This is a genomic window from Bacillus sp. MYb209, from assembly GCF_002975175.1.
Lineage (GTDB): Bacteria > Bacillota > Bacilli > Bacillales > Bacillaceae_G > Bacillus_A.
This window is the reverse complement of record NZ_PCNZ01000008.1, coordinates 59,171-82,049: the sequence shown is the minus strand read 5'-3', so window position 1 is coordinate 82,049 and position 22,879 is coordinate 59,171. Positions and strand designations below refer to the sequence as shown.

General features: G+C 33.2%; 19 protein-coding genes. All 19 read left to right on the top strand.

Annotated features, from left to right (window positions below):
• The first annotated feature begins 378 nt into the window (after window positions 1–378).
• The 19 genes from spoIID (at window position 379) to CQZ94_RS15120 (ending at window position 22,833) form a co-directional block, all read left to right on the top strand.
• Window positions 379–1,398 (top strand): stage II sporulation protein D, encoded by a 1,020-nt coding sequence (gene spoIID, locus CQZ94_RS15210; RefSeq protein WP_002184544.1) that lies wholly within the window; start codon window positions 379–381, stop codon window positions 1,396–1,398.
• Between the two features lie 377 nt (window positions 1,399–1,775).
• Complete coding sequence (locus tag CQZ94_RS15205; protein WP_002184547.1) at window positions 1,776–2,783, top strand: LytTR family transcriptional regulator DNA-binding domain-containing protein; 1,008 nt, start codon at window positions 1,776–1,778, stop codon at window positions 2,781–2,783.
• Between the two features lie 175 nt (window positions 2,784–2,958).
• The gene (locus tag CQZ94_RS15200) at window positions 2,959–3,801 is read left to right on the top strand and encodes an ABC transporter ATP-binding protein (protein ID WP_002184548.1); all 843 of its coding nucleotides are present in this window, start codon (window positions 2,959–2,961) and stop codon (window positions 3,799–3,801) included.
• Complete coding sequence (locus CQZ94_RS15195) at window positions 3,801–4,508, top strand: ABC transporter permease (RefSeq protein WP_078176152.1); 708 nt, start codon at window positions 3,801–3,803, stop codon at window positions 4,506–4,508. The genes CQZ94_RS15200 and CQZ94_RS15195 overlap by 1 nt, the downstream gene beginning before the upstream one ends.
• Before the next feature lie 160 nt (window positions 4,509–4,668).
• Complete coding sequence (spoIIQ, locus tag CQZ94_RS15190; RefSeq protein ID WP_105586048.1) at window positions 4,669–5,664, top strand: stage II sporulation protein SpoIIQ; 996 nt, start codon at window positions 4,669–4,671, stop codon at window positions 5,662–5,664.
• Window positions 5,665–5,805: 141 nt separating this feature from the next.
• Window positions 5,806–5,940 (top strand): hypothetical protein, encoded by a 135-nt coding sequence (locus CQZ94_RS15185; RefSeq protein WP_002016211.1) that lies wholly within the window; start codon window positions 5,806–5,808, stop codon window positions 5,938–5,940.
• 309 nt (window positions 5,941–6,249) lie between these two features.
• Complete coding sequence (gene spoIIID / locus CQZ94_RS15180; RefSeq protein ID WP_002089714.1) at window positions 6,250–6,522, top strand: sporulation transcriptional regulator SpoIIID; 273 nt, start codon at window positions 6,250–6,252, stop codon at window positions 6,520–6,522.
• A gap of 161 nt (window positions 6,523–6,683) precedes the next feature.
• Window positions 6,684–7,685, top strand: coding sequence for a rod shape-determining protein (gene mreB, locus CQZ94_RS15175; RefSeq protein WP_044438315.1), 1,002 nt, complete (start codon window positions 6,684–6,686; stop codon window positions 7,683–7,685).
• Window positions 7,686–8,003: 318 nt separating this feature from the next.
• Entirely contained in the window at window positions 8,004–8,399 is a 396-nt protein-coding gene (gene tagD / locus CQZ94_RS15170) for a glycerol-3-phosphate cytidylyltransferase (RefSeq protein ID WP_078176150.1), read from the top strand.
• Window positions 8,400–8,405: 6 nt separating this feature from the next.
• A complete protein-coding gene (locus CQZ94_RS15165; RefSeq protein WP_078176149.1) occupies window positions 8,406–9,584 on the top strand; it encodes a CDP-glycerol glycerophosphotransferase family protein in 1,179 nt (392 codons plus the stop codon).
• A 176-nt stretch (window positions 9,585–9,760) separates the two neighbouring features.
• Entirely contained in the window at window positions 9,761–10,960 is a 1,200-nt protein-coding gene (locus CQZ94_RS15160; protein ID WP_105586090.1) for a CDP-glycerol glycerophosphotransferase family protein, read from the top strand.
• A 1-nt stretch (window position 10,961) separates the two neighbouring features.
• On the top strand, window positions 10,962–11,765 hold the full coding sequence (locus tag CQZ94_RS15155) for an ABC transporter permease (protein ID WP_044438318.1): 804 nt from the start codon (window positions 10,962–10,964) through the stop codon (window positions 11,763–11,765).
• 15 nt (window positions 11,766–11,780) lie between these two features.
• Window positions 11,781–13,409 (top strand): teichoic acids export ABC transporter ATP-binding subunit TagH, encoded by a 1,629-nt coding sequence (gene tagH, locus CQZ94_RS15150; RefSeq protein ID WP_105586047.1) that lies wholly within the window; start codon window positions 11,781–11,783, stop codon window positions 13,407–13,409.
• Window positions 13,410–13,555: 146 nt separating this feature from the next.
• On the top strand, window positions 13,556–15,148 hold the full coding sequence (locus CQZ94_RS15145; protein WP_105586046.1) for a CDP-glycerol glycerophosphotransferase family protein: 1,593 nt from the start codon (window positions 13,556–13,558) through the stop codon (window positions 15,146–15,148).
• Between the two features lie 221 nt (window positions 15,149–15,369).
• Window positions 15,370–18,609, top strand: a complete 3,240-nt coding sequence (locus CQZ94_RS15140; RefSeq protein WP_105586045.1) for a CDP-glycerol glycerophosphotransferase family protein — start codon at window positions 15,370–15,372, stop codon at window positions 18,607–18,609.
• The gene (locus CQZ94_RS15135; RefSeq protein WP_233152496.1) at window positions 18,599–19,807 is read left to right on the top strand and encodes a glycosyltransferase family 4 protein; all 1,209 of its coding nucleotides are present in this window, start codon (window positions 18,599–18,601) and stop codon (window positions 19,805–19,807) included. Before CQZ94_RS15140 ends, CQZ94_RS15135 begins: the two co-directional genes overlap by 11 nt.
• A 237-nt stretch (window positions 19,808–20,044) precedes the next feature.
• Window positions 20,045–20,926: a UTP--glucose-1-phosphate uridylyltransferase GalU gene (gene galU / locus CQZ94_RS15130; RefSeq protein ID WP_041488624.1), complete on the top strand. Its 882-nt coding sequence runs from the start codon at window positions 20,045–20,047 to the stop codon at window positions 20,924–20,926.
• 559 nt (window positions 20,927–21,485) lie between these two features.
• Window positions 21,486–22,184, top strand: a complete 699-nt coding sequence (locus CQZ94_RS15125) for a YveK family protein (protein ID WP_105586044.1) — start codon at window positions 21,486–21,488, stop codon at window positions 22,182–22,184.
• Window positions 22,174–22,833: a CpsD/CapB family tyrosine-protein kinase gene (locus CQZ94_RS15120; protein WP_002184562.1), complete on the top strand. Its 660-nt coding sequence runs from the start codon at window positions 22,174–22,176 to the stop codon at window positions 22,831–22,833. The genes CQZ94_RS15125 and CQZ94_RS15120 overlap by 11 nt, the downstream gene beginning before the upstream one ends.
• The last annotated feature ends 46 nt before the right edge of the window (window positions 22,834–22,879 follow it).

Here is a 22,879-nt window from a genome sequence, read left to right as displayed (position 1 = left end):
CTATTTTTTTTTGGGTTATTACTGTTATAGTCAATAAATTCTATACTTATGCACGTCTCAGTAAAAATATTTAGAAAATTTTCGTTTTTATCCTGCTATTTGTGGTCAGTAAGATCCCTGCCTCATTAAAGTTTCAATTTATCCCGCTATTTGCGGGCAGTAAAACTCCCACCTCAAAATTCGGCTGGAGCAAAGAAGTTATGTGGGAGCCCTGCTGCCCGTAAACGCCCGATTGGTGAAGGCTAATAATCAGTGGGGGATGAACAAAACCCCCACTGATTATAGTTTCACTTTATACCGATACCCCCAAGTATGTTCTAAAAGATCCCGTAGTTCCATAAGAATGAAAGGAATCCAACTTTATATTGGGGGAATAGGATGAAATTTTCAAAGCCGCTTTTCATTACAGTAGCGCTCTTAATAGCGCTCGTTATCATTGTACCTGCTGCTCTTGTTATTCCGTTTGCGAAAGCAAAAGTAGGGGAAGAAGCAGCTTCTAAAACTCCTCCAGCGATAGAAAGTATACCAGCTCCAGGGAAAGTGGATACAGCGGTTCAAGTTGCTGTATACCGTGATCAGCAGAAGAAGGTAGAAACATTACCTATGGAGGAGTATGTGGCCGGTGTAGTAGCTTCTGAGATGAATGCCAGCTTTGAAATAGAGGCGCTAAAGGCGCAGGCATTAGCAGCAAGAACATTTGTAGTGCAGCGTATGCTAAGCGGAGGTAAGAAAAACAATGCGGACGTGACAGATACAGTGAAAGATCAAGTGTACAAAAGCAAAGAGGAATTGAAGAAACAATGGGGTAATAACTACGAAAATAATTTAAAGAAAATTGAGGAAGCCGTTTCGAAAACCGCAGGACAAGTTTTAACGTATGATGGAAAACCAATTTCAGCATCCTTCTTCTCAACGAGTAACGGACGAACAGAAAATGCAGCTGATTATTGGGGAAATGATTATCCATACTTAAAGAGTGTAGATAGTCCGTGGGATCAAGCCTCTCCAAAATTTACGAGTGAGCAAAAATTCACAGTATCTGATTTTCAAAAACGTCTCGGTGTGAAAGTACTAGCAAACGGAAAGGTTGGTAATATTAAAGACCTTACGGAAGGAAAGCGAGTAAAGGATGTAGAGTTCCAAGGGAAAACATTAACAGGAAAACAAGTTCGTGAAAAGTTAGATTTACGCTCCTCAGACTTTACGTGGAAACAAGAAGGGGATAACATCACCGTTACGACGAAAGGATTCGGTCACGGAGTCGGTATGAGCCAGTACGGTGCGAATGGCATGGCAGTGGAAGGTAAGAAATATACAGATATCGTCGCTCATTATTATAAAGGCGTTGAAATAAAGACGATGAATGATTATGAAGGAAAGTTAATGGTGAAAAAATAGAACGCAAAAGAGACCGTCTCAAAAGGTGTTTTGGGACGGTCTTTTCATATTTATAAGTTGCTACTATTGTCGAATCGCTGATAAAACTCGAGTTGTGGTCGATATATTCGAAAAATCACCGATAAAATTTTATCCCGCTATTTGTGGGAGTCGGGCTGCCCGTAAAAGCTCGATTGGTGAAGGCTAATAATCAGTGGGGGATGAACAAAACCCCCACTGATTAAAGTTTCACTTTATTTGCCATCATGCGACATGAAAAAAGAGCTACTCTCATCGATTTTGGGACAGGTCCTTATTTGTTATGGTACTTCATGAAATATCATAATTTTCCATTAAATGTTTGATATAATTAGGGAAAAACATTTGGAGGAGACAGAATGGCGTTATTGGAGTTGAAACAATTAGGGAAGACGAACCAGTTGCCGGCAATTGAACTGGAGGTTGAAAAAGGGCAATGTGTTGTTTTGCAGTGCAATAATCATACAGCTAAAGTGTTGCATCGCATTATTATCGGAGAAGAAGAGGCTTCTTTGGGCAGTGTGCTATTTGAAGGTGAATCGATTGGAAAGAAGATGTATTCACGCATCGGCTTTTGTTTTTTGAAAGATGAAGCATATGACCGTTTAAAGGTGAAGGAGTACTTCAAGTTTTTATTAGGGCTTTATGAATCACATATGAGTATAGAAGAAGTTGTACAATATGTCGGTCTCCTAGATAAGTTAAACGCTAAAATAGAAAAATTGTCATTTTCAGAGAAACGCCGTCTTCATATCGGGCGGATTATGATTCACAATCCGGATTTAGTTATTTTAGAAGAGCCAGAGCAAAATGTAGATACAGAGAGTACGATTATTATTCGAAAAGCGATTATGAAAATGAAAGAGCAAGGAAAGGCAATCTTTATTACGTCCTCCTTTTTATCGGATGCCCTTTCGTTGACAGAAGATGTATACATATTAAACAATGATGGTGTGAAAAAGATAGAAATAGAGCAAGAAGAAGTTGAAGAAGTAGATGAAGAAAAAGTAGTTCAAATGATTCCGCAAATGAAACTGGAAAGAATACCAGCGAAAGTGAACGATAAAATCATTTTACTGGATCCGATGGAGATCCATTTCATTGAAACACAAAATGGAGTGACACATATTCATGTGCGCGAAGGTGACTTCGTATGCGCATTAACATTAAGTGAACTAGAAACGAGATTAACAGGATTCGGATTCTTTAGATGTCATCGCTCGTACCTCGTTAATTTACAAAGAGTACGAGAAGTCATTACGTGGACACGTAATAGTTTTAGTTTAATTTTGGATGACGAAAGAAAAAGTTCAATCCCGCTTTCGAAAGGACGAATGGATGAATTAAAAGGTGTAATTGGACTATAAAAATGCTCCAATAAGCTCAAAATAGGATTCATTCACCGGTAAAAATACTCCTTTTACCGGTATTTTACTGCGTAACCCCTTTGTTTTTCATATGATTGAGTCAAGAAAAGCGAAACAAACGAAAAGCGCTAAAGCGACTTTCATCTATAAAAAGAAAAACAAAGGGGATGACGAAATGACATTGGCAATTGAAATGAAAGATGTAATGAAAAGTTTCGATGGAAAAACGGCCCTTCGAAATGTAAATATTGAGGTGAAGCAAGGAGAAATCTTCGGATTTCTTGGACCGAGCGGATCTGGGAAAACGACAACAGTGAAAATTTTAACTTCTCAATTGCTTCATAGCGTTGGAACAGTACGAGTATTAGGTAAAGACATTACAGGGCCAAGCAGCATCGATTACAAACGAATCGGTATTTTAACAGACAATAGCGGCTTATATGACAGACTTAGCATTTATGATAACTTACTATTATTTTGTGACTTATACGATTGTAAAAAAGAACGAATTGATGAAGTGTTAGCACAAGTGAACTTATTGGATGATAAAAAAACACAAGTGAAAAAGTTATCAAAAGGAATGAAGCAGCGCGTCATACTAGCGAGAGCAATTCTTCATAAACCAGATATCCTCTTCTTAGATGAACCAACATCTGCACTTGATCCAGTAAACGTACAAAACATTCATAAAATCTTAAAAGACTTAAATAAAGAAGGAACAACGATTTTCTTAACAACGCACAACATGGACGAAGCAGAAACGCTTTGTAACCGCATTGCCTTTCTATGTGGAGGAGAAATAGTAGCTCTTGATACACCAGAAAACCTTCGCTTGCAATACGCGAAAGATCAAATACAAGTTGTGTTAACAGATAAGAAGAAAGAAATTGTGAAAAAAGATGAATTAGGGGCAAAACGCATTTCAGAATGGATGAAAAAAGGCGAATTACTATCTATTCATTCACACGAGCCAACATTAGGCGATATCTTTATTGAAGTTACTGGGAGGGGACTATAATGACATTTTCAATGAGACGATTTTCAGCAATTTTTCGGAAAGAGGTACAGGATTTTAAAACGAATTCACAAACTTTAATTATGTTGGTAATGCCACTTGTCTTTTCGGTATTATTTAGTCGCTCAGATAATATGAGAGAAGTTGGAGCAAGTACGTTAACTGCGATGGCGTTAGTTATGGTCGGAGGCTTTGTACAGGCGATGCTCATCGCTGAAGAAAAGGAAAAAAATACGCTTCGTGTTCTTATGCTATCACCAGCATCATCTATTGAAGTATTAATTGGTAAAAGTTCATTAACGGGTATGATTACAGTAGCGATCTGTTTTATTAATCTACTTATTTTAGGTAAATTAGAAGGTAATATTGCATTATTATTACTCATCTTTGTTCTTGGAATGCTAATATTTAACCTCATTGGTACTTGTATTGGATTATTAGCTCAAAATGTACCGCAAACATCAACAATTGGATTACCAATATTAATGACATTCCTTTTCGGTGATTTAATTGGAATGTTTGTGAAGAATGAAGTCGTTACAAAAATAGTCGATTATTTGCCAACTCGTCATATCGGTCTTGCAGTTAGCAGTGTTATAAAAGGTGGAGGTTTTAGTGCAATTACTAGTAATTTATTGAACATAACAATTTGGTTAGTTGCAGTACTTGTTATTACACTCTTCATTTATAGAAAGAAACAAATGGACTAAAAACTGAGCTCAAACGCTCAGTTTTTTCTTTTTTCATCATTTCCTCGGAAATTCTGCAATTCTTATACATATTTTTACAGATTTTGTCGAAAAGTAATTAGTTATAGGTTGTATAGGATGAGTGAATATTGTTCAAAATGATTGCTGAGGTGATGATGGAATGCGAGGAAGAAATAGTAAAAAGTCGCGAAAAGTAGTACATTTATTTCAAAAAAGATGGGTGTTTCCGGCACTATACATTGCTTGTGCAGCGGTAATCTTAATGGTTGCGCTATGGTTCCAGGGAGCTAATCCAAAGAAAGCTCCGAACCAAGATCAAGCAACACCGTATACACAAACGGAAGATCAAGCAGTACCGGTAACAAAATCTTCAGAAGTAATGAAAATGCCAGCTGCAGCAAATGCAGAAGTAGTAGTACAGAAGAAATTCTATGAAGATGCAGCATCAGAGGCGGAACAAGAAAAAGCACTTGTCTTTTATAACAACACATATTCCCCGAATAAAGGAATCGACATTGCTGCGAAAAACGGAAAAGAATTTGATGTTACAGCTGCTTTAAGTGGTACAGTAACGAAAGCTGAAAAAGATTCACTTCTTGGTTATGTTGTAACAGTAGATAGTGGAAATGGTGTAGCGGCATATTATCAAAGTTTAGGCAGTGTGAAAGTAGAAAAAGGTGCAAGAGTCGCGCAAGGTGAAGTGTTAGGAAAATCAGGTCTAAATGCAATGAATAAAGAGGTAGGTTCTTACGTTCACTTTGAAGTACGTAAAGACAATGTGGCTGTGAACCCTGAGCGTTACTTAAATAAATCAGTAGCAGAAATTAAAGCTGATGCGGGTGCTGCAAAGGCGACAAATGCTTCTGGTAAAAAAACTGATGACAAATCTCAAAAAGAAGAAAAGTCAACAAGCACGAAACCAGAAAGTAAAACAGAAGATAAGTCTCAAAAAGAAGAGAAATCAACAAGCGGCTCGACGAGTGATAAAGAGACGAATGGCAAACAAGATGAGAAATCTCAAAAAGAAGAAAAATCAACAAGCGGTTCGACTAGTGATAAAGAGACGAACGGCAAACAAGATGACAAATCTCAAAAAGAAGAAAAATCAACGAATGGTTCTACAGAATCATCTAACGGTTCTTCTTCACAAGAATAATAAAGTAAAAAAATCAGTTCTCATTAGGAGAGCTGATTTTTTTATTTTTATATAAAAATAATCAATTTCGAGAAAAAAGTTGCAATAACAAGGAAAAATGACGAGATTCTCGAATATATATTACAAAAGGGAGGGGATACTGTGTCATTTTTATCTGTTCTGTCGATTGCTATCATTTTATTGTTTGTTTTATTCGCTTTATATTATTATATTGCCGGTAAGAAAGAAGTTCCCCACCATCAGTTGTTAGAAGAAGAGTATGAAAGAGAAGAGTGACACCTTTTATAAAGAGGTGTCACTTTTTTTCGCCATAATTGTCATTGTTAACGTATTTCTCACAAAAAAACGTAATTTTTCTTAACTTAGTCCGCAAAAATAGTGAACATGTAGCATATATCAGTAGTGCGGGCAATACAATGGTATAAACCAATGCAAAGAGAGTGTTTGAGGTGAGAAATCGTGAATCATTTCATTATAAATCCAAGAATGTTTAACGCTTACAAACAGCACTCACATTTACTTCATAGTCGTATGCAGCGAGTCTCATTTCACACTTCTCACATCCAATTTAGGGAGGCGAGTGGTGTGCACGATTACATCAAAGAGAGAACTATCAAGATTGGCAAGTATATCGTGGAGACAAGAAAGACAGTGCGTGTAATCGCAAAGGAGTTTGGGGTATCAAAGAGTACAGTCCATAAAGATTTAACAGAACGTTTGCCAGAAATTAATCCAGAGCTCGCAAATGAAGTGAAAGAAATTCTTGATTATCATAAGTCTATTCGTCATTTAAGAGGGGGAGAAGCAACAAAGCAGAAGTATAGAAAAGAAGATACTGAAAACCCTGTGCGCCAATAAATCTAAAATAGCAAACATTCCTTGCAAATTCGGTAATATTTTTCAGAAGAATTCTTTTTGCGAATATTACGTTTCTGTTAAATTTATGATAAAATCAGGAATTAGGTGTAAAAGAATTCGGGTGTAACCTGATTTTGAATATCGAGGAGGAAATGACGGGAATGTTTGCGCGAGATATCGGAATTGACCTAGGTACGGCTAACGTATTAATTCATGTTAAAGGTAAGGGTATTGTATTAAATGAGCCATCTGTTGTGGCAATTGATCGTAATAGTGGAAAAGTATTAGCAGTAGGTGAAGAAGCAAGAAGTATGGTGGGACGTACACCTGGTAATATTGTAGCAATTCGTCCGCTTAAAGATGGTGTAATCGCAGATTTCGAAATTACAGAAGCAATGTTAAAGTATTTCATTAACAAATTGGACGTGAAGAGCTTCTTTTCAAAACCTCGCATTTTAATTTGCTGTCCAACAAATATCACATCTGTAGAACAAAAAGCAATTCGTGAGGCTGCTGAACGTTCAGGTGGTAAAACAGTATTTTTAGAAGAAGAACCAAAAGTATCCGCAGTTGGTGCTGGTATGGAAATCTTCCAGCCAAGCGGAAACATGGTTGTTGATATTGGTGGAGGTACAACAGATATTGCCGTACTTTCTATGGGTGATATTGTTACCTCTTCCTCTATCAAAATGGCTGGCGATAAGTTTGATATGGAGATCTTAAACTACGTTAAACGTAAGTATAAGCTATTGATTGGAGAACGTACTTCAGAAAATATTAAAATTAAAGTTGGTACAGTATTCCCAGGTGCACGTAGTGAAGAGCTTGAAATTCGCGGACGTGACATGGTAACTGGTTTACCACGTACAATTACAGTATGCTCTGAAGAAATTACAGAAGCACTAAAAGAAAACGCGGCTATCATTGTACAAGCTGCAAAAGGCGTACTAGAGCGCACACCACCAGAACTATCTGCGGACATTATTGACCGTGGTGTTATTCTAACAGGCGGTGGAGCTTTATTACACGGTATCGACATGCTTCTAGCAGAAGAGTTAAAATTACCAGTATTAATTGCTGAAAACCCAATGCAATGTGTTGCAGTTGGTACCGGTATTATGTTAGAGAACATTGATAAATTGCCACGTCGTATGTTGAAATAGTTATATAAAGGGTAGTAAAAAGTGCGAAGGAAATAGTTCCTTCGCACTTTTTTGTGAATAAAAGGAAGGAAGAGGAGATTTGTAACACTAGATAAGAAAGCGCTTTCTTAAACGAGATGTGACAATGGTTGTTAGGTTATTGTCATAGTTTGTAAATAAAAATTATGTTATAATCATCCTTGTGAATTTCGTGTGAACTTGATGTAAAATCTATGTAAATTTGTTTTGGATTTACATAGGTGCAAGGGACGCTCTAATTTTAATATATTTCTAAAGCAAATAATTATAAAAAAAGAACATTTCACAGGGGGCGCGATTATGAAAAAGGTTATTACATATGGGACTTTCGATTTATTGCACTGGGGACATATTAACTTATTGAAGAGAGCGAAAGATTTAGGGAATTATTTAATTGTTGCTGTTTCTTCAGATGAATTTAACAAATTAAAAAATAAAAAATCTTATCATAGCTATGAGAATCGTAAAATGATTCTAGAAGCGGTTCGTTATGTGGATGAGGTGATTCCTGAGCATAGTTGGGAGCAGAAAGTAAAAGATGTTGTTAATCATGACGTAGATATTTTTGTTATGGGTGATGATTGGGGAGGAGAATTTGATTTTTTGAAAGAATACTGTGAGGTTGTTTATTTACCAAGAACAATTGGGATTTCTACTACTAAAATTAAACAGGAGCTAGTGTTAGTTGCTAGATAGTGTATTATGTTTCGAGAACTGATTGTAACAGTATATCTAATTGTGTTCAAAATCCTATTCAACATAGCAAAAGTATTTCCTCTTAAAAATAAGGTAACCTTTATTATGTCTTATGGGGAAAATCTTATCTTTATTTATGAAGAAATGCAGAAACAACATGTAAATTGTGAAGTTGTTTTTTTGTATAAATCAACTTGTAAGTATGAAGTGAAAAGTTATCCGGATGTAAAATCATTCGCATTTGAAACAAAAAGTATAGTACAAACTATACAAGCAGTGTATCATTTAGCGACATCTCAACATGTTATTATCGATAATTATTTTGGATCGTTGTCAACGATCCGGTTTAAAAGCGGGGTACAATGTATCCAAATTTGGCATGCGGCGGGTGCCATTAAAAAATTCGGATTATTGGCCCCTTCTTTTAAAAGGCGAAGTAAATACGCACAAAAAAGGTTTTTAAAGGTTTACAACAATTTTCATAAAGTTGTAGTAGGCTCTGATGCTTTGGCAAATATCTATATGGATGCCTTTGGAATAGAAGAGGAAAATATATTAAAAACGGGCATCCCTCGTACAGATGTTTTTTTTAATAAAAATCATCAAAAGCATATTGTTAATAGTCTCCTATGTGGTCTTCCTGATCTACAAAGGAAAAAGGTCATTTTATATGCTCCAACTTTTAGAGATAAAGAACTGGAAGATTTTGATTTACATTTAAATATTGATGCAATGTATGAGGCTTTAGAAGATGAATATATTCTTGTGATCAAACTACATCCAGCTATTAGAAATAATCTGGAATATAAGGAATCGTATAAAGATTTCTTATACGACTATTCTCTATACCCGAATATAAATGATTTGTTTTTAGTAACAGATATTTTAATAACAGATTATTCTTCTGTCCCTTTTGAATTTTGTTTGTTAAATAAACCAATGATATTTTTTGCATATGATCTAAAGAAATATGTGAAGAAAAGAGGAATCATTGGAGACTTTATTGCTGATGTCCCTGGACCTGTTGTGTATAACTCAGCTGAAATTATTGAAACAGTGCGAAACTATTCGTTTGATAGTAATAAGTTGAAGCAATTCAATGCACGTTGGAATCAATATTCGGATGGGAATTCAAGTAAGAAGTTGGTCAATTGCTTATTTGATCAAAAAGAGGTTGAGCTTTAAGTTAAGTTGTAAGGTAAAGGGGCTAAGTGAGATCCAAGGAAAATACTTAGCTTTTTTTCGTGGGTGTTTAATTTTTCTTACGGTCTTTGAATCAGGGGCATTGAATGTAAGAATGTAAATGGTTATCGTGATAATTTATAAAAAGGCTAATTGTAGTTAGAAGGTGCATGGATAATATGAGTGTAATCAAAAAAATAAAAAATCATCGAATAGTAAAGGTTGCTTGTAAAACGATATTTGTACTATGCAGTCACTTACCTGCTCAAAAGAAATTAGTTGTTTTTGAAAGTTTTTCTGGCAAACAGTATAGTTGTAATCCACGTGCGATATACGAGTATATGGAACAGCAACATTTAGGATTCCAAATGGTGTGGAGTGTGAATAAAAACTATATAGAACAGTTTAAAGAGGCGAATATTCCATATGTTAAGCGCTTTTCAATCCGTTGGTTTATTTTAATGGCACGTGCGCAATATTGGGTTACAAATAGTCGGATGCCATTGTGGCTTCCAAAGCCTAAGCATACTACTTATGTACAAACTTGGCACGGTACACCACTAAAAAAATTAGCTATGGATATGAAAGAAGTTCATATGCCAGGCACAACTACAGAAAAATATAAGGAAAAATTTAAGAGAGAAGCGCAAAATTGGGATTATTTATTGTCACCGAATGCGTATTCAACAAAGATTTTCCGAAGCGCATTTCAATTTAAAAAAGATGTAGTTGAAGTTGGATATCCTAGAAATGACTTTTTATATGTAAACAATAATTGTAAGAAGATTGAAGAGCTGAAGAAAAAAAACGGTTTACCTGTAGATAAAAAAATCATTTTATATGCTCCAACGTGGAGAGATGATCAATTTTATAGCCAAGGGCGTTATAAATTAGACTTACAACTGGATTTAAACCTTTTACAGCAAAAGTTAAGTTCTGATTATATCATTGTGTTAAGGATGCATTATTTAGTAGCAGAACAGTTTGATTTAGCTCCGTATAAAGGGTTTGTTTATGACTTTTCCCATCATGTCGATATTAATGAATTGTACGTATTATCAGATGTGCTAATTACAGATTATTCTTCTGTTTTTTTTGATTATGCAAATTTGAAAAGACCTATTATTTTTTATACGTATGATATTGATTTATATCGTGATAAGCTAAGAGGCTTTTATTTTGATTTAGAAAAGGAAGCTCCTGGACCAGTTGTTTCAACAACTGAAGGTGTATTGGAAGAGATTATGAAATTCACAAGGGATGGATTGGGCGAATTTGAAAAAAAATATGATACTTTCTATAATAACTACTGTTATTTGGAAGATGGTCTTGCATCTAAACGTGTAGTAGAGAAAGTGTTTTTTGGAGAGGCACAATAAAATGAATGCAATGATTATGGTATTAAAAGAACAGATAAATAGTCTCTATTTAATTAAACGCCTATCTATTTATCAAGTTAAAAGTACAAATAAAGATAACTATCTAGGCATCGTTTGGGAAATGTTAAACCCTCTAATCCAAATGGGCATTTATTGGTTTGTTTTTGGAACTGCAATAAGAGGTGGTTCAGGGGTAAATGGTGTTCCATTTATATATTGGTTGATTTCTGGCATATCGGTATGGTTCTTTATTAATCCTGCAACTATGCAAGCTTCTAAATCTATTTATACAAGGTTAAATATGATCTCAAGGATGAGCTTTCCAATGAGTGTTATTCCTAGTTATGTAATTATGTCTAACTTTTATCAACATCTAGTATTAATAGGCATTGTTACCTTTATATTTTTAGTATCGGGTCAAGGGATTTCAATCTATTATATTCAATTGACCTATTATATGTTTGCCACAGTTATGCTTGTTTTTGCGTTTTCTTTAATTACTTCTACTTTATCTACGATCGTGCGTGATGTACAAATGATAGTGCAATCTTTAATGCGGATGCTACTCTATTTAACTCCCATTTTATGGACCCCTGAGAAGTTACCGCTTGTTTTACAAAAGATTATGCAGCTGAATCCATTATGCTACATAGTCCAAGGCTATCGAAATGCTTTTTTAGGAACGGGTTGGTTTTATGAAGATATAATGTATACACTGTATTTCTGGGGAATTGTGTTCTTTATGCTATTGATTGGTACAGCAGTACATGTGAAATTTAGAAAACATTTTGTAGACTATCTATAATGAGGATTGTAAAAAATGAACTATTCAGTGAAGTTTCATAATGTAACAAAAAAATATAAAATGCATAGTAAAAGTTCTGATAAGTTAAAGGATATTATATATCCGGGCGGGTTTGGTGAAGATTTTTACGCGTTAAGAAATTTAAGTTTTGAAGCCCAAAAAGGTGATGTAATTGGTATTATTGGCGTAAATGGATCTGGTAAATCAACAATGTCTAATTTAATTGCTGGCATTACACCACCTACGGCAGGAACTATTGATATAAAGGGTAAAATATCACTTATTGCTATAGCTGTCGGACTTAATAACCAATTAACAGGCCGAGAAAATATTGAATTGAAATGTTTGATGATGGGGCTAAGTAAGGATGAGATTCAAACATTAACACCAGAAATTATCGAGTTTGCCGATATTGGTAAGTTTATTGATATGCCTGTAAAAAAATATTCTAGCGGTATGAAATCTCGCCTTGGTTTTGCAATTTCTGTGAATATTAATCCAGATGTTTTAGTTATTGATGAAGCCTTGTCTGTAGGTGACCAAACATTTACAGATAAGTGTTTAAAACGAATGAATGAATTTAAAGAACAAGGGAAAACGATCTTTTTTGTGAGTCATTCATTAGGACAAGTAAAGCAATTTTGTACAAAAGCGTTATGGATTGAATATGGTGAAATTAAGGATTATGGGCTTATGAAAGACGTAATGCCTAAATACGAACAGTTTTTAAAAGAATACCGTGCTATGAGTAAAGAGGAGCAACAAAAATTTAAAGAAGAAGCACAGAGAAAACAAGCCGGTCAGGAAATGAAGCAGGAGGACGCTAAGGCTTTAGATATTGCACATACTGGATTAAATCCAAGGAAACGGAAGAAAAAATATATGATTCCATTGGCAGGATTGGTCTTATGTATCGGAGTTGGAAGTACTGCTTATTTGAAAAAGGATCTGTTTGTCCAGCCTCCCCAGGCGGAAGCTGAAAGTAAAAAGAAACAAGTGTCTAATGAAAAGAAAAAAAATCCATTGGCGGATTTAGATATTCGATATGTGAAAATGGCAAAGGCAAAGATCAGAAGTATGCCAAATCTAAATGGTAAACAAGTAGCTATGATGGAATTTGGTACACCGTTTGTGGTAAAGACACAGCAAAAAGATGAAAAAAACGATATAAACTGGTTGGAAATTGTATATGAAGATGGAACAGAAGGATGGATTAGTGAGGGTGTGTCAAGTACGATTCCTTTTAGCTCAGCTTTACAGTATGAGGTTATCTCCAACAAGTTAAAGGGGCTATCGGGCTCAAATCAAAACTTTGAAAGTGGTATATCTTTATTAGGAAAAAATCAACAAGATGTACAAGGTGTGATAGGGAAGCCAAAAAACACCGAAGAACTATTAGAGGGTACATTAAATAGTTATGAAAATATCAATGTTCTATATAACCATCAGTTCACTGTAAAACAGGTTACAATACAGAATATGTCTATCCCTAAGGTGGCGATGTTAGAGAAGTTAGGTCAAGCGCAGTTAGTAAGTGAAGACGGAGCATCATTTATATACCGCTCTGATAAATATGATTTTAAATTTTCATCCGCAGATGGTATAACTGTTGATCAAATATCTATATTTTTACATGCTAATTAAATTGATGAAGTGTTTACATGATTACGGTGGGATTAAAACCTTCGTATATCGCTCATAGTTGAGTTATAACATACAAATTTCTTGAAAATCATATATTTAACTATATGAATTTGATTCGTTGAAGTGCTAAAGAAAGAGTGAAGCGAATGGTCAAATCCTCCGGAAAGTTAATTTCTAAAATACGAATAACGTCATTTAAGAAGAAAAAAGGAAAATGGCAGTTTGCTATTAGAGTAAAATGTAGAGATAAATGTACGGTCGAGGCTATAACTTTAAAAAAAAGGAACGGAGATAAAGTTTATCAACTCCCGTATCAGGAAAGTAGCGTAAATGAATTTGAAAAAAAGGTTATCTTTGAAATAGAGCTGGATCAACTTGAGCTAGGCCCGTTTTTTTGGGATTTTTATGTACATTTGAAATCCGATGAACTTAAAAGTTATCGAATTAAACATCCCAGCTATATTGTTAATAGAAAGCTAAACAATCGATTACAGCGTGACCATGGTGAAGATGGATATGTAGTATATCCATATGTGACTGTTAAAGGTGGACTCAGCTTACATTATCGAAGGAAGGGAACCTATGATCAGTTAAAATATGCTTTGAAAGAAAAGCTGGCATTAATCATATATTATACATTTAAATGGCATTGGGATCGAAAAGGCATTGTATTAGTATATGAGAAATTTAGCCATACCGCACAAGATAATTCTTATTATTTCTTTAAGTATTGCTATGATCATAAGCAAATTCCCAATCTATATTATGTGATTAACAAAAAGTCTAATGACTATAAGATGCTTGATCAATATGAGGATAAAGTTATCGACTTTATGAGCATCAAGTATATGATTTATCTCCTTGCTAGTACACTTATGATATCTTCTGAGTCAAAGGCACATTGTTATATATGGAAAGAAAACAGGGGAACGTTAAAGAAAGTTATTCATACTAAAAAGCACGTTTTTCTACAACACGGTGTGCTAGGTTTGAAAAAGGTGGATTCAATTTTTAAAAAAGGTAGTCCGAATGGAACGAATTTATTTTGTGTATCTTCGGAATATGAAAAAGAAATTGTAAAACAATTTTTTAATTATACAGAAGATGAAATCATTGTGAGTGGATTAGCAAGGTGGGATTATTTGCAAGATAAGAGTGGGGAGCAAAAACAAATTCTATTGCTACCGACATGGCGAGAGTGGCTAGATGAGGTATCAGAGGAAGGGTTTTTAGATAGTCAATTTTATAGGCAATATGAAAGGCTGCTAAATGATACAACCCTTGTTGAACAACTAGAGAAACATAACGTTATTTTAAAATTTTGTATGCATCCAAGAATTCATAGTTCTATTCGTTATTTTGAGTGTAATACTTCAAATGTACAATTTGTAAAATACAAAGATATAAAAATTAATGAGTTGATAATGGAATCTTCACTGCTTATAACAGATTATTCTAGTGTTTCTTGGGATATGTATTATTTAAAAAAACCAATTATTTTCTTTCAGTTCGATCATATAATGAATGGTTATTTAAACGTAGAACATGAATTATTTGGAGATAGATGTGTGCATGTGGATGAACTAGTTCAACTCTTAACTTTCTATATGCACAATGGATTTAAGGAGAAAGAAAGGTATAAATCGCTTAGAAATCACTTATTCTCATATATCGATAAAAATAATTCAAAGAGAATTGTCCTGGAGATCCTTGCAAAGAGAGAGCAACTGAAAAACTAAATCCTCCCTTTTTTAGTTAGAATTGTTTCGTTATATTGTTAATTAAATAAATAAGTATACTACGTTATCTTTATTTGAATATAGAAATATCAATCCTACTAATGATAGTAGTTAGGATAATTTTTTATATAAGTTATAAAACATAAATTGTAAATAGAGAAATGGACACAAAGTAGTCGGATAGTGGATTTAACTGTTAACAGATGAAAGGTGAGATTGAATTGAAAGTAAAAGTGTTATTGGAAGAAATGAAAATTACGCAAAATAAAAGCATCGAACTTGAAATCTCTATACAAACAGATGGAAATATGCAAGATATTTATGAGAGAGTAAAGGGATTATTTATTCATAAAGGAAATTCTAAAAAACAGTTATCACTATCTAGTATGAAAATCCATAAAGATAGAATTATATGTGTTCTACCAATTTCGGGACTTTCCGAAATAATGAATAATGGAAAATTAAAAGTTTATTTACAACTAGATAAAGACATTGTTGTTCTTCATGTATATAACAATTTGGAGAAGGAATTCTTTATATGTCCTGATAACACAATTTTTCAAGTGAATGCGATTAATTCAGTTGAACAGTTTGTTGAATTTAGTAGAAAAGACTCTGTAGGTATTGTTGTCTCTGCAAATGAAATTTTTGAAAATGAAGAAAAAGATTTTGTAATACTGGGGGATTTCTCCCCGAAGTCTAAGCGTAGAGAGGTTTATTTAAAAGAGTTCTTTTTGAAAAATGGCCTTACAAAAGAAGTGAAAAACTTAACAGATTTAAAAGTGAATGACAGTACAAATGAATATCAAGTAACGCTGAATTTAAAGGGAAATCCTTTATATGAAGGTAACTGGGAATTGTATTGCGAAGGGGAGCTTAATGGCAAGTCTGTATTAATAAAGGTTGAAAATAAACAAGAAAAAAAAGTAGTTGGACATTATTTTCGTTATAATGATCAATTGTATTATCACGTGTTTTCTCGTAATAATAAACAGGAATTAATTCTTAAAATTGAAAAAAATGAAGAGAGAATGGTTTCTACTAAAATTAAAACTGTAAATTTAGGACAGAACAAGCTCACTATCGAGGGATTCGTGCAATTTAATTGTATGGTGGATGCGGAAAATCAGATGGTAGAGTTATTGTTTATCCATCGAGATACGAAAAGACATCAATCACATCCTATTAGGATAATAAACCATTCTTTTACAAAGACAATAGCGTTTGAAGAAGGTGATTTCTTTGAAGAAAAGGGAATTTGGGATGTGTTCTTAAGTTTTAAAGTGAGCGGGGTTAAAGATAGAGTTCCATTAAATCTAGATTCTATCCTAGAAGCTAAAATGGACTTTGTAGTTATACCTAAAACAATTTATTCCCGATCCGGTACTATAAAAAGAATCCGACCATATGTTACTTTAGATAATAATTTAGCAGTATTGGTTAGAGATGAAGGAGTATACTGTGATGTTATTAGAGTTGATTATGAAGCGAGTAAGCTAATCGTAAAAGGCTTTGTAAGCATTCCGGATGTTAACTATGTTTTAAAAGATGTGTATCTTCATGAGGAATCTATGGATTTAAAAATCAATTGTATAAATGAATTTTCAGAAGGAGACGGAGGCTATTATTTTAATAGCTCATATGATTGGGATTCATTTGATATTGAAACAATTGGTGAAGTAAACTTACAGTTTATGATTTATATTGAGGGTAATGGAAATAATATTGTGTTTAAATTCATATCTAATTTAGATGATATAAAGAATAAAGCAAAGGCAATTATTTATCCTTCATTAAACCGGAATGTTAATGGGCATCCGATACAAATTCAGCCCTATTATACAAATCAAAATGAATTATCAGTGTCTGTACAGAATTCTTTACAATCCTATTGTACTGAAATGGATGTAAATAAGGATAATATAAAACTCAAAATTTATTCAACGGTAGAAAAACAGCTTGAATTGCAAGATGCAAGGTTAGTTTTTAAGGAAAAGAAAACTGGTCAAACTGTAACACAGAAAGGTAAATTAAATAATCTTAATGAGTATCTATTTTATATTAATTCATCATTTATGAAAGTAAATGAGCTTCATGATGCAGGGAAATGGGATGTGTACTTTGCTGCGAATGTTAATAATAATAATGTGGAAACAATGGTACTTTGTGAGGATATAAATATTATCAATAAAAACTCCACTTTTAAAGAAAATACGATAAAAATGGAAAGTGGTTTATATTGTTCTACGTTCTTTAATAAAAAGGATAAGATAATGTCACTTGAAATAAGGAGCTTAAAGGCACATGAAAGAAAAAAAGAAAAAATAAAATTCTTAATGGCCAGAGGAGTTGCTAAAGTATGGAGTAAATTTCGAAAGAAACCAGTATGGCTTATTGGGGAAAATTTGGGGGAAGTTGCGCAAGATAATGGATTTGCTTTTTTTGAGTCTTGTGTTAAGAATAAAACCTCAGAAAATTACTATTATGTGAGTACAACCAATAACAAAAATATGGCAAACCTAGAACCGTATAAAGAAAAGGTTCTGCGGTATGATAGTTTTAAACACCTTGTTCTATATCATTTAAGTGAATATCTTATCGTAAGTCATGGCATTAGGGATGTTATTCCAAGCATTGTCCATCCTAAGATGGGAAGTAATCCAAAGAAAGTAATTTACCTACAACATGGTATTATTGCAATGAAAAAATTGCAGTTTAATAGAAAGTCTTATAATGGAATGATTAAAAAATTCGTTGTTTCCTCTACACATGAACAAAATATTATGATAAACGAAATGAATTTTAAAAAGGATCAAGTGATGGTTACCGGATTAGCTAGATTTGATTCTTTAGTAGATAAAAGTAAAAGTCGAAAAACTCGAGAGATTCTTCTTATGCCTACATGGAGAGATTGGATTATTGATTCAAAAAAAGAATTTTTAGCATCAGATTTTTATGTGCATTATAGTCAATTATTAAAAGATAAGAGGTTGCATAATCTATTAGAGGAAAATGATTTAGTATTAAAATTCTTTCCACATATCGAAATACAAAAAAAATATAAAGATGAATTTTCATCTTTATATAAGAGAATACAAATTGTTAAATTAGGCGAAGAAAGCGTAAAAGAATTGATGCAAAGTAGTTCCTTAATGATTACAGATTATTCAAGTGTTGTGTTTGATTTTAATTACTTGAAAAAACCATCGATTTTCTATCATTTTGATATCAATGATTATTTGAAACATAGAGGATCTTATGTAGATTTGAGCAGGGAGTTAGTTGGAGATATAGCATATACAAAAGATGAAGTAATAAAATATATTAATGAGTATGTTCAAAAAGATTTTAAATATAAACCTAAGTACCTCATTAAGTCTAAAAAATATTATGCGCGTCATGATAAAAAGAATTTTGAACGAATTTATAAAGAAATCAAGAAAATATCAAATGAAAAATAAAGAAATAGTGAGGTATATAAGGATGAAAATTACCTTTCTTGTATATAATATTTATGGAATGGGGGGAACTGTAAGAACAGTTGTGAATACTGCTAACTATTTTGCCTCTCAAAATTATGATGTGGAGATTGTCAGTGTTAGAAGAACGAGTGCAAAACCGATGTTCGATATTAATAAAAAAGTAAAGCTTAATCCTATCTTTGATGCTAGAAGAGGAAAATTATTTGGGAGAAACACACCTCTTTACCAGAAAGTAATAAAAAAGATCTTATTGAAAATGCCAAGTTATTTCATAGATAAAAGCGAAGATTTATATCATATGTTTAATCTCTTTGTCGATTTTAAGATTATTGCGGCTCTAAGGAAAATTAATGAGGGTATCTTAATTACAACAATACCATCATTTAATATCTTAGCAACTAGATTTGTAAGTAATAATGTAATTAAGATTGGTCAAGAACATAAGTATTTCGGTGGTCATGAAAAGTGTTTACAAAATAAAATTGAAAAATATTATGGGAAATTAGATGCTTTAACATGTTTAACAGATTCAGAAATTAGCGACTATCAATCACTATTAAAGGGAACTGGGGTAACGTTATATAAAGTAGAAAATGCTACAGCGGTTCCTAAAGAAATAGCTGCACTAGATAAAAAAGTAGTGATTGCTGCGGGTAGATATGTACCTCAGAAAGGTTTTGACCTTTTAGTCCCTGCGTTTTCTAAAGTTATAGAGAAATATCCGGATTGGAAGCTAAAAATATTTGGTTCGGGAGAAGATGAACAACTTCTTCGACAACAGATTTTTGATTATAAAGCCTATAATAATATTTTCTTAATGCCAAAAACGAATGATATTATTGGTGAGATGCTTAATTCATCAATTTATGTTTTAAGCTCCAGATATGAACCTTTTGGAATGGTTATAATTGAGGCCATGTCAGTAGGAGTTCCTTGTGTAAGTTTTGCTTGTACAGGGCCTGTCGAAATAATTAAAAATAAAGAAGATGGATTGCTTGTAGAAGAAGGAAATATTGATGAACTTGCTAATTCATTAATGACCTTAATGGAATTTGAAGAATTAAGAAAAGAATATGGTCGCAAGGCTAAAAAAAATGTTGAAAGATATACTTTTAATGTTGTTGGTGATAAGTGGGAAAATATTTTAGAAGAACAAGTACAAAAAAAGTTAAAATAGAATAAGAAGGTATTGTCAGAGATATCGATATAATATTTCATTGATTTTGTATTAGTAATATCTTTAGTTATAGAATAATAATGTGGGAAATATGAGTAGGCAAAAATCATAAAATTAAAACAGAGGATAGATAATTTATTTTTACATAGTAGTGTAATTAAATTATTTAATTCTTTTTATAGTGGTTAAATTTTATAGTTTATATAAATATGTTTTAGATTACTAGGAGGAATATCATTGAAAAAAGTAAGAAAAGCTATTATTCCAGCAGCTGGATTAGGGACTCGCTTCCTACCAGCAACAAAAGCAATGCCAAAAGAAATGTTACCAATTGTTGATAAACCAACAATTCAATATATCGTGGAAGAGGCAATTGCGTCTGGAATTGAAGATATTATTATCGTAACAGGAAAAGGAAAACGTGCAATTGAAGATCATTTCGATCATTCCTTTGAATTAGAACAAAACTTACTATCAAAAGGAAAGTATGAAACTCTTGAAAAAGTACAAGAATCTTCAAAGATCAATATTCATTATATTCGCCAAAAAGAGCCTAAAGGTTTAGGACATGCTGTTTGGTGTGCTCGTAAATTTATTGGAAATGAGCCATTTGCGGTACTACTTGGTGATGATATTGTTCAAGCGGATACGCCGTGCTTACGCCAATTAATGAATCAATATGAGAATACACAATCATCAGTAATTGGTGTTCAAACTGTTCCAGAGAATGAAACGCATCGCTATGGTATTATTGATCCGCTAGAGCAAAAGGATCGCAGTTATCAAGTGAGTAAATTTGTTGAAAAACCTGCTAAAGGAACAGCACCATCTAACTTAGCGATTATGGGGCGTTACGTGTTAACTCCAGAAATCTTTATGTTCTTAGAAGATCAACAAACAGGGGCAGGCGGAGAAATTCAGTTAACAGATGCGATTCAGCGTTTAAATGAAATTCAACGTGTATTTGCATATGATTTCGAAGGAAAGCGCTATGATGTCGGAGAAAAACTAGGGTTTATTCAAACAACAATTGAAATGGCACTGCAACACGAAGAGTTAAAAAAAGAGCTATTAGATTATATGAAAAAGTTAGTGGAAAGTGAAATGGTTTGTAACTAAGCTTTAACGATACAAAAAAGACTTCATTAGAAATGAAGTCTTTTTTTGTAGAAAAGGATGCTAAAATTTTTATGGATCAGAATCAATATGTTGGGTAAACAGTTAAGGTGAATCTGTTTTTGGAATTAGCTTTTTAATAATACTTCTTTTTTTCAGTCGTCAAACTTGTAGGATATTGTTTAATTCAGTTTTAAATAGTTTTTATAATATGTCAATATATGAAGAAATTAATTCATTTGAAATAATTATTTATGAAGTTATTTTTGAATTTATATAAGGATAATTGAATTAAATATAATAAGGTAATCGTTGGATTTGATGTATAAATTTATATTGACGGCTTCATTATCAAGAACTAAAATGAATATTAAATGAGTATATTAAGATTAAAGAAACAAGGTATATATTTTCTGAATGAAATATATACTCAGAAATTTCATTCTACTTATGATTTAGTAAATTATGTTCGATATAATCAAAATTAACTTAGGTTATACGATTTGATTTACCAGCGATTAGCTTTTTTTATTAGTTAAATAGACAGTAATGGAGGGGAAACATGGAAAAGGAAATAAACTTAAAAAATTTATTTAATGTTATAAAAAGAAAATTTTGGATTATTGCAGTAATTACGATATTAGCGGCATGTATTGGTGGTATATATAGCATTTTCATGAAAACGCCTTTATATGCGTCTTCTGCAAGAATCCTCATTCCAGCTAATGCTGATGCTATAGCTACACTTAAAGTGATGATAAAGGAACCTATTGTTTTAGAGAAAGTGGCCCAGCAATTAAATTCGCAAAAATCAGCAGATGCATTGAATGGACAGGTTAGTGTTGGAAAGATTGAAGAGTCGCAGGTTTTTGTTATTACAGCTGTGGATACTAATCCAGCGGAGGCAGTCAAAATTGCCAATGCTACAGCAAGTGTTTATAAAGAAGAGGCCAATGCTATCCTAAATTTTTCGAATGTCCGCATCTTAACAGAAGCAAAAGTACAAGAGCATCCTTTACCGATAAACTTGAATCATGCAAAAGCGATTGAGATGGCCTTGGCTGCCGGTCTTATACTGAGTATCGGAGTAGTCTTTGTATTGGATTCTCTTGATGAAACAATTAAATCGGAACGTAACATTGAAAAATTATTACCGGTTCCCGTTTTAGGAAGTGTTTCTCAAATGAAGAAAAATAATATAGTAGATAAAACAAGTAAGAGAGAAAGTGTAATAGTGGAGGGGAAAACATTTGATTCATAATAAAAAGCAAAGCCGTATCCTTGATAATAGTCATTTAATTGCTCATATCGCTCCGAAATCGAAGATGGCTGAGGAATATCGAACAATTCGTACTAACCTTCAATTTGCAATTGGCACGGACAAAACAAGAACTATAATTATTACTTCTCCTGGATATGGAGAAGGTAAAACCACCACTGTGGCAAATTTGGCGGTTTCTATGGCTCAGCGAGATGAAAAAGTCTTAGTTGTTGATGCGGATTTGCGAACTCCGGAACTACATGCGATTTTTGGAATGGAAAATAAATCTGGATTAACAAATGTTTTGGAGGGAAAAGCAGCATTAGAAAAAGTGGTAATGCAGACAGAAATCAAAAATGTACATATATTGACAAGTGGTCCCGAAATTAATAATCCAGCTGAGATGCTTAGTTTACCATCTATGCAAAATTTAATTAGCAAAGCAATAGAGCAGTATGACATTATTTTATTTGATTCTCCGCCCCTTCTTGAGGTTATAGATACAAATATACTAGCTAGTCAATGTGATGGGGTATTATTGGTGTTAAGTTGCTATCAAACTGCTAGTGAAGCAGTTGTTGAAGCGAATAGGGCCTTAGATTTAACAAAAGGAAAGCTTGTAGGGGCTATTCTAAATAAAAAAGTATAAGAGATTTATTAGAATTGATTATACATAAAATAATAATACAGTGCTT

What these genes read in the sequence shown, in the direction of transcription:
- spoIID (WP_002184544.1), top strand. Translation starts at nt 379, where the DNA reads ATGAAATTTTCAAAGCCGCTTTTCATTACAGTAGCGCTCTTAATAGCG.
- CQZ94_RS15165 (WP_078176149.1), top strand. Translation starts at nt 8,406, where the DNA reads ATGTTTCGAGAACTGATTGTAACAGTATATCTAATTGTGTTCAAAATC.
- CQZ94_RS15155 (WP_044438318.1), top strand. Translation starts at nt 10,962, where the DNA reads ATGAATGCAATGATTATGGTATTAAAAGAACAGATAAATAGTCTCTAT.
- CQZ94_RS15135 (WP_233152496.1), top strand. Translation starts at nt 18,599, where the DNA reads ATGAAAAATAAAGAAATAGTGAGGTATATAAGGATGAAAATTACCTTT.
- spoIIQ (WP_105586048.1), top strand. Translation starts at nt 4,669, where the DNA reads ATGCGAGGAAGAAATAGTAAAAAGTCGCGAAAAGTAGTACATTTATTT.
- CQZ94_RS15160 (WP_105586090.1), top strand. Translation starts at nt 9,761, where the DNA reads ATGAGTGTAATCAAAAAAATAAAAAATCATCGAATAGTAAAGGTTGCT.
- tagD (WP_078176150.1), top strand. Translation starts at nt 8,004, where the DNA reads ATGAAAAAGGTTATTACATATGGGACTTTCGATTTATTGCACTGGGGA.
- CQZ94_RS15125 (WP_105586044.1), top strand. Translation starts at nt 21,486, where the DNA reads ATGGAAAAGGAAATAAACTTAAAAAATTTATTTAATGTTATAAAAAGA.
- mreB (WP_044438315.1), top strand. Translation starts at nt 6,684, where the DNA reads ATGTTTGCGCGAGATATCGGAATTGACCTAGGTACGGCTAACGTATTA.
- CQZ94_RS15145 (WP_105586046.1), top strand. Translation starts at nt 13,556, where the DNA reads ATGGTCAAATCCTCCGGAAAGTTAATTTCTAAAATACGAATAACGTCA.
- CQZ94_RS15200 (WP_002184548.1), top strand. Translation starts at nt 2,959, where the DNA reads ATGACATTGGCAATTGAAATGAAAGATGTAATGAAAAGTTTCGATGGA.
- CQZ94_RS15195 (WP_078176152.1), top strand. Translation starts at nt 3,801, where the DNA reads ATGACATTTTCAATGAGACGATTTTCAGCAATTTTTCGGAAAGAGGTA.
- CQZ94_RS15205 (WP_002184547.1), top strand. Translation starts at nt 1,776, where the DNA reads ATGGCGTTATTGGAGTTGAAACAATTAGGGAAGACGAACCAGTTGCCG.
- tagH (WP_105586047.1), top strand. Translation starts at nt 11,781, where the DNA reads ATGAACTATTCAGTGAAGTTTCATAATGTAACAAAAAAATATAAAATG.